Here is a 13672-nt window from a genome sequence, read left to right as displayed (position 1 = left end):
CGTGGGGTTGCGATCGTGCCCACCCTATTGCCTGCCGTGCAGTGCCCCGGTCATCCGTCCCGGGGTGTGGACGTGCCGGTCAGCCCGCGTCCGGCTGCCGCTCCTCTCCCGTGTCCCGCGCTTCCTGCCTCGGCTGGGGCAGCACCGGCTGGAGGACCAGCATCCGCTCGACGAGGCGCAGGAACATCGCCACGTCACGGATCAGGTCGTCGGCGTCGCGGGCGGTGGCGGCGCCCTGGATGCCCGCCTCGGCGCGGGCCCGGCGTGCGGCGCCGGAGGCGAACAGGGCGCTCCACTCCGTCAGTTCGGGGGCTATCTCGGGGAGGACTTCCCAGGCGCTGCGGATGCGCTGCCTGCGGCGCGGGGACGTCTCGGGCCGCCCGCGCGCGGCCAGGACGGCGGCGGCGGTGCGCAGGGCGGCGAGGTGGGCGGTGGCGTAGCGCTCGTTCGGCGGGTCCAGGCGGGTGGCCTCGTCGATTCCGGCGTGGGCCTGGGCGAGCAGTTCGAGGGCGGCGGGTGGGGCGGTCGCGCGGCGCAGGACGGGGTGGACATCGCTCGCCGGGCCGGTCAGTGAGGGCGCGGGGCGCACGGCGCTGTGCCGGTGTGCGGCTGCTGCGGAAGTGCTGGCCATGACGAACCTCCTGTCGTCGTGTGACGGCGCGGTGGCCGTATGTGCCCATCGTGGGGTACGCCACTGACAATCGGGTCTGACCTGGCCCTTTGCCTCGATCGGCGGTTCGGGCTTACTTTTGAACTGACCAGTCAGTTCAAAAGGGGGCAGGGGGGACTGTGGACGGTCCGACCGACGACGTGCGGGGCGCCGCCGTCACCGCCGAGGGACTCGGGCTCAGGGGGCCGCGGGGCTGGGTGTTCCGCGGCATCGGCGTCGACGCGGAGCCCGGGTCGCTGATCGCGCTGGAGGGCCCGTCGGGGTCGGGCCGCACCTGTCTGCTGCTCGCTCTGACGGGACGTATGCGCGCCACCGAGGGGCACGCGTGCGTGGACCGCTTCCGGCTGCCCAAGCAGCTGGCCGCGGTGCGCCGGATCAGCGCTCTGGGGCCCGTGCCCGGCGTCACCGATCTCGACCCGGCCCTGACCGTCGCCGAGCACTTGCGCGAACGAGCCCTCCTGGAGCGGCGGTACGGCGGACCGCTGCGGGGGCTGCTGCGGGGGCTGCTGCGGCCGCGCGCCGAGCGGCGGAACGAGTCCCGGCTGCGCGTCGACACCGCGCTGGCCGCCGCCGGGCTCGACACGGAGTCGCTGCCCAAGGGCCGGCGGACCTCCGTACGCGATCTGGAGCGGCTCGAAGCCCTGCGCCTTTCCGTGGCCCTCGCACTGATCGGCCGACCGCGCCTGCTCGGCGTCGACGACACCGACCTGAAGCTCTCGGACGCCGAACGAGCCGAGGCCTGGGGCCTGTTGAAGTCCCTCGCCGAGAGCGGGACGACCGTCCTGGCGGTGTGCAGCGAGGCCCCCGAGGGCGCGGTCGTGATCCGTACCGACGACGACAAGGAGACGGCGGATGCGCTCGCCGAAGCTGGCCGCGCTTGAGCTGAGGCGGTTCGGCAGGGGGAAGCTGCCACGCCTCGCGCTCGTCGCGCTCCTGCTGCTGCCCCTGCTGTACGGCGCGCTGTACCTGTGCTCCTTCTGGGACCCGTACGGCCGCCTCGACCGCATCCCCGTGGCGCTCGTCAACGACGACAAGGGGGCCACCGCGCAGGGCAAGAAGCTCCAGGCGGGCGACTCCATCGTCGAGGGGCTGCACGACAGCAAGACCTTCGAGTGGCACGAGGTGGGTGACGCCGAGGCACGCGAGGGCGTCGAGGACGGGACGTACTACCTGTCGCTGACCATGCCGTCGGACTTCAGCAAACGCGTCGCGTCGAGTTCGGGGGACTCTCCGGAGACGGGCGCTCTGCGGGTCCGTACGAACGACGCCAACAACTACATCGTCGGGCAGATCTCGCGGACGGTCTTCTCCGAGGTGCGCAGGGCCGCGTCCACCAAGGCCTCGCGCTCCTTCCTCGACAGGATATTCATCTCGTTCTCCGACATCCACGGCGCGACGCAGAAGGCCGCCGAGGGCGCCGACAGGCTCGACGGCGGCATCGGCAAGGCGAAGAAGGGCTCGACGGACCTCGCGAAGGGCCTCGGGGACGCCAAGGACGGCAGCGGCGAGCTGGCCGCGGGCGTCAAGAAGCTCCACACGAAGGCGGGCGACCTGAAGAGCGGCGCGAGGCGGGTCGCGGACGGGACGCACAAGCTGGCCGGCAAGGTCAACGGCGCCGCGGGCAAGGTGCGGCCCTTCCTGAAGGACAACGGCAAGACCATCGGGGACACGGCCCAGCTGGTCGCCGACTCCTCCAAGGCGATGCGCCGCAACCTCGACACCTGGGTCAAGCTCGCGCCCGGGGCGGCCAAGGGCGCCGAGGAGGGCTCCAGGATCATCGGCGCCTTCTACACCGAGCACTGCGAGAAGGCCCCGGTTCCCGACCCCTCCTGCTCCGAGACCAAGAAGGCCAAGAAGGCGGCCGAGAAGGTGTCGACCATCGCGGACGACATGAACACATTGATCAGGGACCAGCACAGCGACGTCAAGAAGCTCGACAAGCACCTGGCCGACCTCCAGAAGAAGTCGCAGGCGCTCGCCGACCGTGCCCCGCACCTCGACGAGGACCTGGAGAAGGCCGTCACCCGGATCAACGGCCTCGACAAGGGCGCCGGCAAGGTCGCCGACGGCGCCGGGAAGCTGCACACGGGCCTCGGCACGGCCGAGACCGGGGCGAACGACCTGGACGCGGGCATCGGCGAGCTGGAGAGGGGCGCGAGCGACCTCAAGGGCGGCATGTTCAAGCTGGCCGACGGCTCCGCGAAGCTCTCCGGCGGGCTGCACGACGGCGTCAAGAAGATCCCCGACTACGACAAGAAGGACCGTGACGAGCGCACCGACGTCATGGCCGACCCCGTACAACTCGCCTCTCAGTCGATGCACAAGGCGCCCAACTACGGCACCGGCTTCGCGCCCTACTTCATCCCGCTGTCCCTGTGGGTCGGCGCGATGGTGGCGTACATGTTGATCCAGCCGCTCAACCGGCGCGCGCTCGCCGCGGGCGCCTCCGCGTGGCGCATCGCGCTGGCCGGCTGGCTGCCGGTGGCGGCCCTCGGGGTGCTGCAGACGGCGGCACTCATGTCCGTGCTGCACTGGGGGCTCGGCCTCCAGATGACCAGGGCGGCCGGCACGATCGGCTTCCTGTGCCTGGTGACGGCGTGCTTCGCGGCCATCGTGCAGTGGCTCAACGCCCGCTTCGGGGCGGCCGGGCGCATCCTCGTCCTCGCCGCCCTCATGCTCCAGCTGACGTCGGCGGGCGGCACCTACCCGGTGCAGACGAGTCCCGGCTTCTTCGGCGCGATCCATCCCTTCCTGCCGATGAGTCACGTCGTCGACGCTCTACGGAGGCTCATCACGGGCGGCGGCCTCGGTCCCGTCTGGCAGGCGTGCGCGGTCCTGACGGCGTTCACGGTGGGCGCCCTCGCGCTCACCGCGCTCTCCGCGCACCGCAAGCAGGTGTGGACGATGGACCGGCTGCACCCGGAGCTGACCCTGTGAGCACGCCGGAGCAGGGGCGCCCAGCGAGACCTGTGAGAATCAAGGTCATGGACAGCAGTGCAGGCGGCACCCGCCGCGAGGCCACCCGGCAGAAGCTCTACGAGGCAGCCGTCACCCTCATCGCGGAGCAGGGCTTCTCCGCCACGACGGTCGACGAGATCGCCGAACGGGCCGGGGTAGCGAAGGGCACCGTCTACTACAACTTCGCGAGCAAGTCGGTCCTCTTCGAAGAGCTGCTGCGGCACGGCGTCGGCCTGTTGACCGCCTCCCTGAAGGAGGCGGCCGAGGAGACGGAGAAGAGCGGCGGCAGCAAGGTCGACGCCCTGGACGCGATGATCCGGGCCGGCCTCGTCTTCATCAACCGCTATCCGGCCTTCACCCAGCTGTACGTCGCCGAGCTCTGGCGCACCAACCGGGCCTGGCAGTCCACTCTGCTGGTGGTCAGGCAGCAGGCGGTCGCGGTGGTGGAGGACGTACTGCGCGCGGGCGTCGACAACGGCGAACTCAGCGAGGAGATCGACATCCCGCTGACGGCCGCCGCGCTCGTCGGCATGGTGCTGGTCGCCGCGCTCGACTGGCAGGCCTTCCAGCCGGAGCGCTCCCTGGACGACGTACACGCGGCGCTGTCACGGCTGCTGCAGGGCCGGGTCGCCGGCACGCGCGCGTAGCGGCTCGGAAGCGGACACGACGGCGCCGGTCCGGTGCCCCCTGTTCTCCAGGCGGCACCGGACCGGCGCTTTCTTCGTGTCCCCCCGAACCCCCGTTCGGCCCCCGTGTGGTCGCCCCCGAGTCACCCCCGTACCTCCTTCCACCTCACGGCGGAAGGAGCGGCCAAGGGCGCGGCGCCGTTCCGCCGCCCCGTGTCGGCGGTACTGGCGCCGCGCCCCTCTCCGTGCCCCTCACTCTTCCGTCTTCCCAGGTGGGGGCCCATCCGCGCGCGTACTCATCTCACTGACTAGGTACGGATACTCAGGCGTGCGCGCTCATCCCCAGGCCGACCCGTTCCGGAGTGGTTACGATCACGTCCGTGTCCGTACTCCCCCTGGTGTTCACCAGCGGCTGGGCGAGCGGGATCAACGCGTACGCCGTTGTCCTGCTGCTCGGCGTCTTCGGCGCGACCGGGATCAGCGACGAGGTGCCCGAGGCGCTCCAGCGGCCCGATGTGCTGATCGCCGCCGGGGTGCTCTTCGTCTGTGAGGCCGTCGCCGACAAGATCCCGTACGTCGACTCCGTCTGGGACACGGCGCACACGGTGATCCGGCCGGTGTCGGGAGCCGTGGTGGGGGCGCTCCTCGCGGGGCAGAGCGGGTCACTGCCGGATCTGGCCGCGGGGGCCGTGGGCGGGACGACGGCACTGGCCAGCCATGCGGTGAAGGCCGGGACGCGGATGGCGGTCAACACCTCGCCCGAGCCGTTCAGCAACGTCGTGCTGAGCACGGCCGAGGACCTCGGGGTCGGCGGGATCATCTCCTTCGCGATGTTCCATCCGGAGGCCGCCGCGATCATCGCGGCGGTGCTTCTGCTGCTCGGCCTGTTCCTGCTGTTCTTCCTCCTCTCGCGCATCCGCCGGTTCCTGCGGCGCAGGGCGCAGCGGCGCGAGGAGAGGCTGCTCGCGGGACGGACGGGGCCGCCGCCCTGAGACCGGGGCCGCGGGGTGACTGTCAGTGGCGGCCGATAAAGTCCCTGGCATGGCACGGATTGTGGTGATCGGCGCCGGGATGGGCGCGATGACGGCCGCCGCCCGGCTGGCCGTCGCGGGCCACCGGGTGGTGGTGTACGAACGCGGGCGGACGTACGGCGGTGCGCTCGGCCGCGTGGAGCGGGACGGCTTCGCGTTCGACACCGGACCGGGGCTGCTCCGGCTCCCCGCGGTCTATCGCGACGTCTTCGTCAAGACCGGCAAGCAGTCCCTGGAGGAGTGCGTCGAGCTCTCCCAGGTCGAGCCGGCCGTGCGCCATGTCTTCGCGGACGGCACCACGACGGACCTGCCGAACGCCTCGCGCGCGGGCGTCGGCGCGGCCCTGGACGCGGCCCTCGGTGACGGCGCCGGGGACCGCTGGGCGGCGTTCATGAACCGCGCCAGAGAGGCCTGGGACCGCACCCGCCGCCCTCTCCTGGAGGAGCCTCTCTTCCCGAACTGGCAGGTGCTGGGCGCCCGCGAGCCGTACCCCGCGGTGCCCCACAAGCGTCTGCTGCGCCGCGAGCGCCGCGCGGCCACGCTCAGTGAGATCGGCGAGCAGGAGCTGGGGGGCGATGCCCGCCTGGTCGCGCTCCTGGAGCAGTTCGCCCTCGCGCAGGGCCTGGACCCGCGGGCGACCCCGGCGAGTGCGGCCGTCCTGCCGTACCTGGAGCAGACTTTCGGCATCTGGTCGGTGCGGGGCGGTCTGCGTGCGCTGGCCACGGCGGTGTACGAGCGGTGTCTCGCCCGCCGGGTCGAGTTCGTGTTCGACGCGACGGTCGTCCGGATCGTCGAGAAGGACGGCCGGGCCGCGGGCGTGGAGCTCGCGGACGGCACGACGGCCGACGCGGACTTCGTGGTCGCCGGTGCGGCACCCGCCGCCCTGGACAAGATGCTGTCCGGTGTGAACATACGAGCGGAGGGTGACGTCCCCGCACGCTCGGGGATGCTCAGCCGTCTGACGGTCCTGCTGGCCCTGTCCGGCGCCCGCCCCCAGGGCGTCCCGCACCGGACGGTGCTGCACTCCGCCGACCGTCAGGACGAGCTGGACCGTCTCTTCGGAGAGCGGCCCGGACTCCCCGCCTCCCCCACCGTCACGGTGCTGCGCCCCGACGACCCGGACCTCACGCCCGACGGCGCGCACGAGGCGGTGACGCTCACGGTGACGGTGCCCGCACGCCTGGAGGTCGCGTCGGCCGACGTGGAGCGGGTGATCTCCCGCGCGGAGTCCGTGATCCCCGGGCTGCGCGAGCGCCTCCTGTGGCACGAGGCGCGCACCCCGGCCGACATCGCGGAGGCCACCGGTGCCGAAGGCGGCGCGGTCCCGGCCCTGACGCTCGCCGCGGGCGGCGGAAAGCTGCTGCACCCGTCGAACACCACCCGCCTGCCGGGCCTGTTCACGGTCGGCGGCTGGTCGCACCCCGGCGGCGGCCTGCCTCACGCGGGCATGTCGGGCGCGCTGGTCGCGGGGCTGATCGTCGAGGGCCCGGAGTTCCGCGGCTCGCAGTGACGCGGAGGGGCTCAGTGCCTCCGGAGAGGGTCAGTAGCGGTACTGCTGCTCGTTGTGGCCCGGGTTGTGCCCGGGGTCGTCGAAGCCCCCGGCGTGCCCGCCCTGGTACGGATACCCCTGCTCCGGCGGGAGTTCACCGCCGTACGGCTCGTCGGTGGTGCGCTGCTGGGGCACCCAGACGCCGCCGGGCGGGGTGTCGTTGTAGACCTCGCCGAGCCCGCCGTAGGTGTCGCCGCCGTACGGGGCGTACTGCTGCTGGTCGCCGTAGCTTTCGTAGCCCTGCCCGGCGCCGTAGGTCTGGGTGCCGACGTACGGGTCGGAGTACGCGGCGTACTGCTGGTGCCCGGTCTCGTCGTATCCGTAGCTCTGCTGGTCGTAGCCGGTGTAGGCCGCGGCGTCATAGCCCTGCGCGTCGCCCTGGTGGGCATCGCCCGCGGCGGGCGGGGCGTACGGCGCGTCGCTGTAGACGCCGTACTGCCCGGTGTCGTCGGGCAGCGGCTGAGGCTCATAGACCCCCGGGCCGTGGTCGGGCGGCGGCGGCACCTGCTCGTACTCCAGGTCGGAGACCTCAAGCGTCGGTTCCGGCGCGGGCGCCTGGGACGGCTTCCTGCGGCGCTTGCTCAGACCCGGCTGCCCGCCGAGCGCCCAGCCGGTGGAGAAGCCCCGGCGGAACGACAGCGTCACGTACGTCTGGCCCGTGGCGAAGGCGATGGCCCCGATCCCGATGACCCAGACCGACGGCATCAGCACACCGACGACGACCCCCAGGAAGCCCACGAACGCCAGCAGACGCCAGCGCAGCCTGGCCTTGTACTGCAACAGCACCTCGCCGAGCAGCCACAGCGCGACGAATCCGAACGCGATGTAGAGGACCGTCCAGCCCATGTACGCCCCACTCCCCTACGGCCGCCGCCCGTGGGTACGGGGGTACTGCCGTTCAGGCCTGCTGGTGCAGACCGAGATTTTCGTAGATTTCCAGCGTCGCCGTGGAGTTGTTGAGCGTGATGAAGTGCAATCCCGGCACGCCTTCGGCCAGCAATCGCGCGCAGAACTCCGTCGCGAACTCGATGCCAATGGAGCGTACAGCGGCGGAATCGTCTTTGACCGCGAGGATCCTCTCTTTCAGCTCGGCCGGGAACACGGCGTTGCTGAGCTGCGGCAGCCGGTCGAGCTGGCGGACGTTGGTGACCGGCATCATCTCGGGGATGATCGGCGTCCGGCAGCCCGCCGCCTCGACGCGGTCGCGCAGCCGCAGATACTCCTCCGGGTCGAAGAACATCTGCGTGATCGCGTAGTCCGCGCCGGCCCGGCACTTGTCGATGAAGTGCCGGGTGTCGGACTCCCAGGCGGCCGAGCGCGGGTGCATCGCGGGGAAGGCGGCGACGCCCACGCAGAAGTCGCCGGACTCCTTGATCAGCTCGACCAGCTCGGCGGCGTAGGTGAGGCCCTGCGGGTGCGCGATCCAGTCACCGAGCGGGTCGCCCGGCGGGTCGCCGCGGACCGCGAGCATGTTGCGGATGCCGGCGTCCGCGTACTGCCCGATGATGTTGCGCAGTTCGGCCACGGAGTGGTCGACCGCGGTCAGGTGCGCGACGGGCGTCAGCGTGGTGTCGGCGACGATCTGCTGGGTCTCCTTGACCGTGCCGGTGCGCGTCGAACCGCCCGCCCCATAGGTCACGGAGACGAAGTCCGGGGCGATCGCCTCGACCCGGCGCAGGGCGTTCCAGAGGTTCCGCTCCCCCTTCGGGGTTTTCGGCGCGGAGAACTCGAACGAGAACGTCGTCTTACCGGTCGCGAGCATGTCGCGCACCGTGCGCGCACGGTCAGTCCTGGTCGAAGCTGTGCCTAGGGCCATATGGGCAGGTTAGCCAGGCCCGGGCGGTCCCCCAACCGGGCCTGGTTGTTTCGCCGCATTTGCCGGGTTCTTGTCCACGGACCGGACATGGACCGGACATGGACCGGACACGGACCCGACCCCGGGCGGACATCGCTGAACCGCTGCTCAGTCGGCCGTACGCAGCCGCTTCGCGAACTCCGCGGCGGCGGCGCCCGGGTCGTCGGCCTCGCTGATCGCCCGTACGACGACCACGCGGCGCGCGCCGGCTTCGAGCACCTCGTCGAGGTTGCCCGCGTCGATGCCGCCGATGGCGAACCAGGCGCGGTCCGTGCCGAGGGAGGCCGTGTAGCGGACCAGGTCGAGGCCCGGGGCGTGGCGGCCCGGCTTGGTGGGCGTGGGCCAGCAGGGGCCCGTGCAGAAGTAGTCGACGCCGTCCTGGACCGCGGCCGCGGCGGCCTCGGATTCGGCGTGCGTGGAGCGGCCGACGAGCACGTCGTCGCCGAGGACGGCGCGGGCCGCGGGGACCGGCAGATCGCCCTGGCCGAGGTGCAGTACGTCGGCGCCGATGGCGTGCGCGACATCCGCGCGGTCGTTCACCGCGAGGAGCTTGCCGTGCCGCCGGGCGGCGTCGGCGAAGACCTGGAGGTGCTCCAGCTCCTCGCCGGCCTCCATGCCCTTGTCGCGCAGCTGCACGATGTCGACGCCGCCCGCGAGGACGGCGTCGAGGAACTCGGGGAGGTCTCCCTGGCGCTTGCGGGCGTCCACGCACAGATAGAGCCGGGCGTCGGCGAGCTGGGCGCGCGGATGGTCGGCGGCCATGGAGAAGTCCCCCCGGTGTCGATGGGCGTGCGGGCCGCGCGTCACGCGGCCCGCAGCCCGTACGGTGTTGTTCGGTCAGACGACGAGCACCTGCTCAGACGGCGAGCGCCTGGGCGCGGCGCTTCACCTCCGTGCCGCGATTCTCACTCAGTGCCTGCGCGGGCGTGCCGGGCAGGGTCGGGTCGGAGGTGAAGAGCCACTCAAGCATCTCTTCGTCGGAGAAGCCGTCGTCCCTCAGGAGCGTCAGAGTGCCTGCCAGGCCCTTGACGACCTTGTCGCCGTCGATGAAGGCGGCCGGCACCTGAAGCGTCCGGTTCTCACCACGCCGTACGGCGATCAGCTGGCCTTCCTTGACCAGCTGGCGCACACGCGTCACCTCGACGTCGAGCATTTCGGCGATGTCGGGGAGGTGGAGCCAGGCGGGGACGAGAGCGTCGGTCTTTGCGTCAATCTCGGTCACGGACCAAGGGTAACTCTGGGCGCCCCCGCAAGGGGCGCGGGGAACCGCGCTACAGCGCGGCCTTCTTCAAAGGCACCGAGGGGTCCGCCGTCAGGGTCGGGTCCAGGTGGGTGCCCGACTCGATCAGTTTCCGGCCCTGGGCCAGGTCTCTGGGGCGGCCCACCGCGAGGACCGCCGCCAGGGCGCCGGCCCTGAGCCAGCAGGCCGACCAGGCCACGCCCGTGGGGTCGCCGCGCCAGACCAGTTCGTCGGAGTCCGTGTGGTGGCCCGCGTACTGCACGAAACGGCCGAACTGTTCCGACCAGAAGTACGGCACCGGGTCGTACGGCGCGGGGCTCTCGCCGATGATGTCCGCCGCCACCGTGCGCGGGCCCTGGAGGGCGTTGTCCCAGTGGTGGACGAGCAGGCGCTCGCCATACCTGCCCGAAGGGAAGGAGGCGCAGTCGCCGACCGCGTACACGTCGGGCACCGAGGCGCGCAGGTGGTCGTCGGCCGCGACCTCCCGGTGGGTGCCCAGCTCGATGCCCGAGCCGGTCAGCCAGTCCGTCGCGGGCCGCGCGCCGATGCCGACGACGACGGCGCCCGCGGGCAGCCGGGTCCCGTCGGAGAGGATCACGGCGCCGGGCTCGACGCGCTCCACGCGCGCGTGGGTGCGCAGGTCGGCTCCGCAGTCCGCGTACCAGCCCGCCATGGGGGCGGCGACCTCCTCGGGCAGCGCCCCGGCCAGCGGCCGGCCCGCGGCCTCCACCACGGTGACGGCGCAGCCCGCCTCGCGGGCGGCCGTGGCGAACTCGGCGCCGATCCAGCCCGCGCCCACCACCACGATGTCGTGCTGCTCGGCGAGGACCGGCCGCAGCCGCTCGGCGTCGTCCAGGGTGCGCAGGAGGTGGACCCCGGGGACGCCTTCGGTGCCCGGCAGCCGGATCGGTTCGGCGCCGGTCGCCAGGACCAGGACGTCGTACGCGACCGGGCCCTCGGCGGTGTCCAGTTCGTGCTCGGCGGGCCGCACCCCGGTGACCTCGCGAGCCAGGCTCAGCCCGATGTCGAGCGCCTCGAAGTCGATGTCGAAGGCGGAGCCCTCCGCCTTGCCGAGCAGTACCGCCTTGGACAGCGGCGGTCTGTCGTACGGCTGGTGCGGTTCCGCCCCGATGAGGGTGACCGGGCCGGTGAACCCCTGCTCGCGCAGGGCCACGGCGGTCTGCACCCCGGCCATCCCGGCGCCGACGATGACGACGTGCCGCTCCGCCCGCTCCTGCTGCTCGCTCTGCCTCTGCTGCTCGCTCACCCGATCACTGTAGGGCGGCGGACCGGGGCGCCCTCAGAAGCCGGTGAGGAGATCTCTGACACACCATCACCGCCCGTACTCGGACAGCTCCCCTACTGCCGCGCGGGGCGACGGGCTAGGGTGGCCGGTGCAGAGCACTCGCGGGAGCCCGGACGCACCGGGCTGAGAGGGAGGCTGGGACGGCCTCCGACCGTACGAACCTGATCCGGGTCATGCCGGCGAAGGGAGGGGCTGGACGCCCATGCAGCCATGTACACCACCGGCGGAATCGAAGACTCCGACGGACGTCCTCGTCGTGGGGGGCGGCATCATCGGCCTGGTCACGGCCTGGCGGACCGCGCAGCGCGGGCTCTCCGTCACCGTCGTCGACCCCGAGCCCGGCGGCGGCGCCGCGCAGGTCGCGGCCGGCATGCTGGCCGCCGTCACCGAACTGCACCACGGCGAGCAGACACTTCTCGGGATCAACCTCGCGTCCGCGCGGCGCTACCCCGACTTCGCCGCCGAACTGACGGAGGCGAGCGGCCAGGACCTCGGCTACCGCGCGTGCGGCACGCTCGCCGTCGCTCTCGACTCCGACGACCGCGCCCACCTGCGCGAACTGCACGCCCTCCAGCGCCGCTCCGGCCTGGAGTCGGAGTGGCTGAGCGGCCGCGAGTGCCGCCGCCTGGAGCCGATGCTCGCCCCGGGCGTGCGCGGCGGGCTGCGGGTCGACGGCGACCACCAGGTCGACCCGCGCAGACTCGCGGCGGCGCTCCTGACCGCCTGCGAGCGGGCGGGCGTGACGCTCCACCGCACCTGGGCCGAGCGGCTCTCCGTCGTACGTGTCCGGGCCCGGGGAGTGGTCCTCGCGGACGGCACCGAGCTGCACGCGGGCCAGGTCGTGCTGGCGGCGGGCAGCCTCAGCGGGCGCCTCGCGGGCGTCCCCGACGACGTCCTGCCGCCCGTACGGCCGGTGAAGGGGCAGGTGCTGCGGCTGACGGTCCCGAAGCCGTACGCGCCGTTCCTGAGCCGCACCGTGCGCGCGGTCGTGCGCGGCAGCCACGTCTACCTCGTGCCGCGCGAGAACGGCGAGCTGGTCGTCGGCGCCACCAGCGAGGAGCTCGGCTGGGACACCACGGTCACCGCGGGCGGCGTCTACGAACTTCTGCGCGACGCCCACGAACTCGTACCCGGCATCACGGAACTGCCGCTGACCGAGACCCGCGCGGGCCTGCGCCCCGGCTCCCCGGACAACGCGCCGCTGCTCGGCCCGACGCGGCTGCCCGGACTCCAGCTGGCCACCGGGCACTACCGCAACGGCGTCCTGCTGACGCCCCTGACGGGCGACGTCATGGCGCACTCCCTGACCACCGGTGAACTCCCGGACGAGGCGCTGCCGTTCAGCCCTCGCCGCTTCACCAAGCCGTCCTTCGTCCCCCCATCCCCTACGCAGTCGTTCACGGAGCAACCCGCATGAGTACGCCCTTGTCTGTTTCCGTCAATGGAGAGGTACGCGATGTGGCCTCGGGCACCACGCTCGACGCCCTCGTCGCCGGCCTCACCGCGGCCCCGTCCGGCGTCGCCGCCGCTCTCAACGAAACCGTCGTCCCGCGCGCGCGGTGGGCCGACACGGCGCTGGCCGCCGGCGACCGCGTCGAAGTACTCACCGCCGTCCAGGGAGGCTGATCCGGCCATGGCAGACGACCCCTTCGTCCTCGGCGGGCTCACCCTCTCCTCGCGCCTGATCATGGGCACGGGCGGGGCGCCCAGCCTCGACGTCCTGGAGCGGTCCCTGATCGCGTCCGGCACCGAGCTGACCACGGTCGCGATGCGCCGCCTCGACCCGGGCGTCCAGGGCTCGGTGCTCTCCGTCCTCGACCGGCTCGGCATCCGCGTCCTGCCGAACACGGCGGGCTGCTTCACCGCGGGCGAGGCCGTCCTCACCGCCCGCCTCGCGCGCGAGGCGCTCGGCACGGACCTGGTGAAGCTGGAGGTGATCGCGGACGAGCGCACGCTGCTCCCCGATCCGATCGAGCTCCTGGACGCCGCGGAGATCCTGGTCGACGACGGCTTCACGGTCCTTCCGTACACGAATGACGACCCGGTGCTCGCGCGGAAGCTGGAGGACGTGGGGTGCGCGGCGATCATGCCGCTCGGCTCGCCCATCGGCTCGGGGCTCGGCATCCGCAACCCGCACAACTTCCAGCTGATCGTCGAGCACGCGCGTGTGCCGGTGATCCTCGACGCGGGCGCGGGCACGGCGTCCGACGTGGTGCTCGCGATGGAACTGGGGTGCGCGGGTGTGATGCTCGCCTCGGCGGTCACGCGGGCGCAGGAGCCGGTCCTGATGGCGGAGGCCATGCGGCACGGCGTCGAGGCGGGGCGCCTCGCGCACCGGGCCGGGCGCATCCCGCGGCGGCACTTCGCGGAGGCGTCCTCTCCCGCGGAGGGCCTGGCGCGGCTGGATCCGGAGCGGCCCGCCTTCTGAGGGGCCCCG

General features: G+C 72.5%; 14 protein-coding genes and 1 riboswitch. Of the genes, 8 read left to right on the top strand and 6 right to left on the bottom strand.

Translation table 11 applies throughout. The features are described from left to right. Positions 1 to 79 precede the first annotated feature (79 nt). A complete protein-coding gene (locus ACWDZ7_RS10680; RefSeq protein ID WP_451796324.1) occupies positions 80 to 631 on the bottom strand; it encodes an SAV_6107 family HEPN domain-containing protein in 552 nt (183 codons plus the stop codon). 158 nt (positions 632 to 789) lie between these two features. On the opposite strand from ACWDZ7_RS10680, the gene ACWDZ7_RS10675 reads away from it, so the two are divergent. The 5 genes from ACWDZ7_RS10675 to ACWDZ7_RS10655 all read left to right on the top strand — a co-directional run bounded on the left by ACWDZ7_RS10675 (position 790) and on the right by ACWDZ7_RS10655 (position 6795). After that, positions 790 to 1551 (top strand): ATP-binding cassette domain-containing protein, encoded by a 762-nt coding sequence (locus ACWDZ7_RS10675; protein ID WP_451796323.1) that lies wholly within the window; start codon positions 790 to 792, stop codon positions 1549 to 1551. Next, on the top strand, positions 1523 to 3607 hold the full coding sequence (locus ACWDZ7_RS10670; RefSeq protein WP_451796322.1) for a YhgE/Pip family protein: 2085 nt from the start codon (positions 1523 to 1525) through the stop codon (positions 3605 to 3607). The genes ACWDZ7_RS10675 and ACWDZ7_RS10670 overlap by 29 nt, the downstream gene beginning before the upstream one ends. Before the next feature lie 47 nt (positions 3608 to 3654). Further along, positions 3655 to 4275 (top strand): TetR/AcrR family transcriptional regulator, encoded by a 621-nt coding sequence (locus ACWDZ7_RS10665; RefSeq protein ID WP_451796321.1) that lies wholly within the window; start codon positions 3655 to 3657, stop codon positions 4273 to 4275. Positions 4276 to 4634: 359 nt separating this feature from the next. After that, positions 4635 to 5246, top strand: a complete 612-nt coding sequence (locus tag ACWDZ7_RS10660; RefSeq protein ID WP_451796320.1) for a DUF4126 domain-containing protein — start codon at positions 4635 to 4637, stop codon at positions 5244 to 5246. Positions 5247 to 5295: 49 nt separating this feature from the next. Further along, positions 5296 to 6795 carry a phytoene desaturase family protein gene (locus ACWDZ7_RS10655; protein ID WP_451796319.1) on the top strand — a complete coding sequence of 500 codons (1500 nt, stop codon included), beginning with the start codon at positions 5296 to 5298 and terminating at the stop codon, positions 6793 to 6795. A gap of 30 nt (positions 6796 to 6825) precedes the next feature. On the opposite strand, the gene ACWDZ7_RS10650 is transcribed toward ACWDZ7_RS10655, so the two are convergent. The 5 genes from ACWDZ7_RS10650 to ACWDZ7_RS10630 form a co-directional block, all read right to left on the bottom strand. Beyond that, positions 6826 to 7680, bottom strand: coding sequence for a hypothetical protein (locus ACWDZ7_RS10650; RefSeq protein ID WP_451796318.1), 855 nt, complete (start codon positions 7678 to 7680; stop codon positions 6826 to 6828). A 52-nt stretch (positions 7681 to 7732) separates the two neighbouring features. Then, positions 7733 to 8650 (bottom strand): methylenetetrahydrofolate reductase [NAD(P)H], encoded by a 918-nt coding sequence (metF, locus tag ACWDZ7_RS10645; RefSeq protein ID WP_451796317.1) that lies wholly within the window; start codon positions 8648 to 8650, stop codon positions 7733 to 7735. Between the two features lie 147 nt (positions 8651 to 8797). Continuing rightward, a complete protein-coding gene (gene thiE, locus ACWDZ7_RS10640) occupies positions 8798 to 9451 on the bottom strand; it encodes a thiamine phosphate synthase (RefSeq protein ID WP_451796316.1) in 654 nt (217 codons plus the stop codon). A gap of 94 nt (positions 9452 to 9545) precedes the next feature. Then, complete coding sequence (locus ACWDZ7_RS10635) at positions 9546 to 9911, bottom strand: Rv2175c family DNA-binding protein (RefSeq protein WP_451796315.1); 366 nt, start codon at positions 9909 to 9911, stop codon at positions 9546 to 9548. Between the two features lie 49 nt (positions 9912 to 9960). Beyond that, complete coding sequence (locus ACWDZ7_RS10630) at positions 9961 to 11124, bottom strand: NAD(P)/FAD-dependent oxidoreductase (protein ID WP_451796523.1); 1164 nt, start codon at positions 11122 to 11124, stop codon at positions 9961 to 9963. A gap of 202 nt (positions 11125 to 11326) precedes the next feature. Next, positions 11327 to 11440: riboswitch (TPP riboswitch) on the top strand. Here ACWDZ7_RS10630 and thiO point away from each other — a divergent pair. From thiO to ACWDZ7_RS10615, 3 genes are all read left to right on the top strand, one after another. Then, entirely contained in the window at positions 11438 to 12652 is a 1215-nt protein-coding gene (gene thiO, locus ACWDZ7_RS10625; protein WP_451796314.1) for a glycine oxidase ThiO, read from the top strand. (Overlaps the previous riboswitch by 3 nt.) A gap of 8 nt (positions 12653 to 12660) precedes the next feature. Next, positions 12661 to 12861 (top strand): sulfur carrier protein ThiS, encoded by a 201-nt coding sequence (gene thiS, locus ACWDZ7_RS10620; RefSeq protein ID WP_451796522.1) that lies wholly within the window; start codon positions 12661 to 12663, stop codon positions 12859 to 12861. Positions 12862 to 12868: 7 nt separating this feature from the next. Then, positions 12869 to 13663, top strand: coding sequence for a thiazole synthase (locus ACWDZ7_RS10615; RefSeq protein ID WP_451796313.1), 795 nt, complete (start codon positions 12869 to 12871; stop codon positions 13661 to 13663). Positions 13664 to 13672 lie beyond the last annotated feature (9 nt).

Source organism: Streptomyces sp. NPDC003032 (assembly GCF_053591415.1).
This window is presented reverse-complemented; position numbering and strand designations above follow the sequence as displayed.

Excerpts from the sequence above, each read along its gene's own strand:
- ACWDZ7_RS10680 (WP_451796324.1), bottom strand. The coding sequence starts at position 631 with ATGGCCAGCACTTCCGCAGCAGCCGCACACCGGCACAGCGCCGTGCGC.
- ACWDZ7_RS10670 (WP_451796322.1), top strand. The coding sequence starts at position 1,523 with ATGCGCTCGCCGAAGCTGGCCGCGCTTGAGCTGAGGCGGTTCGGCAGG.
- ACWDZ7_RS10665 (WP_451796321.1), top strand. The coding sequence starts at position 3,655 with ATGGACAGCAGTGCAGGCGGCACCCGCCGCGAGGCCACCCGGCAGAAG.
- ACWDZ7_RS10655 (WP_451796319.1), top strand. The coding sequence starts at position 5,296 with ATGGCACGGATTGTGGTGATCGGCGCCGGGATGGGCGCGATGACGGCC.
- ACWDZ7_RS10650 (WP_451796318.1), bottom strand. The coding sequence starts at position 7,680 with ATGGGCTGGACGGTCCTCTACATCGCGTTCGGATTCGTCGCGCTGTGG.
- metF (WP_451796317.1), bottom strand. The coding sequence starts at position 8,650 with ATGGCCCTAGGCACAGCTTCGACCAGGACTGACCGTGCGCGCACGGTG.
- thiE (WP_451796316.1), bottom strand. The coding sequence starts at position 9,451 with ATGGCCGCCGACCATCCGCGCGCCCAGCTCGCCGACGCCCGGCTCTAT.
- ACWDZ7_RS10630 (WP_451796523.1), bottom strand. The coding sequence starts at position 11,124 with ATGGCCGGGGTGCAGACCGCCGTGGCCCTGCGCGAGCAGGGGTTCACC.
- thiO (WP_451796314.1), top strand. The coding sequence starts at position 11,438 with ATGCAGCCATGTACACCACCGGCGGAATCGAAGACTCCGACGGACGTC.
- ACWDZ7_RS10615 (WP_451796313.1), top strand. The coding sequence starts at position 12,869 with ATGGCAGACGACCCCTTCGTCCTCGGCGGGCTCACCCTCTCCTCGCGC.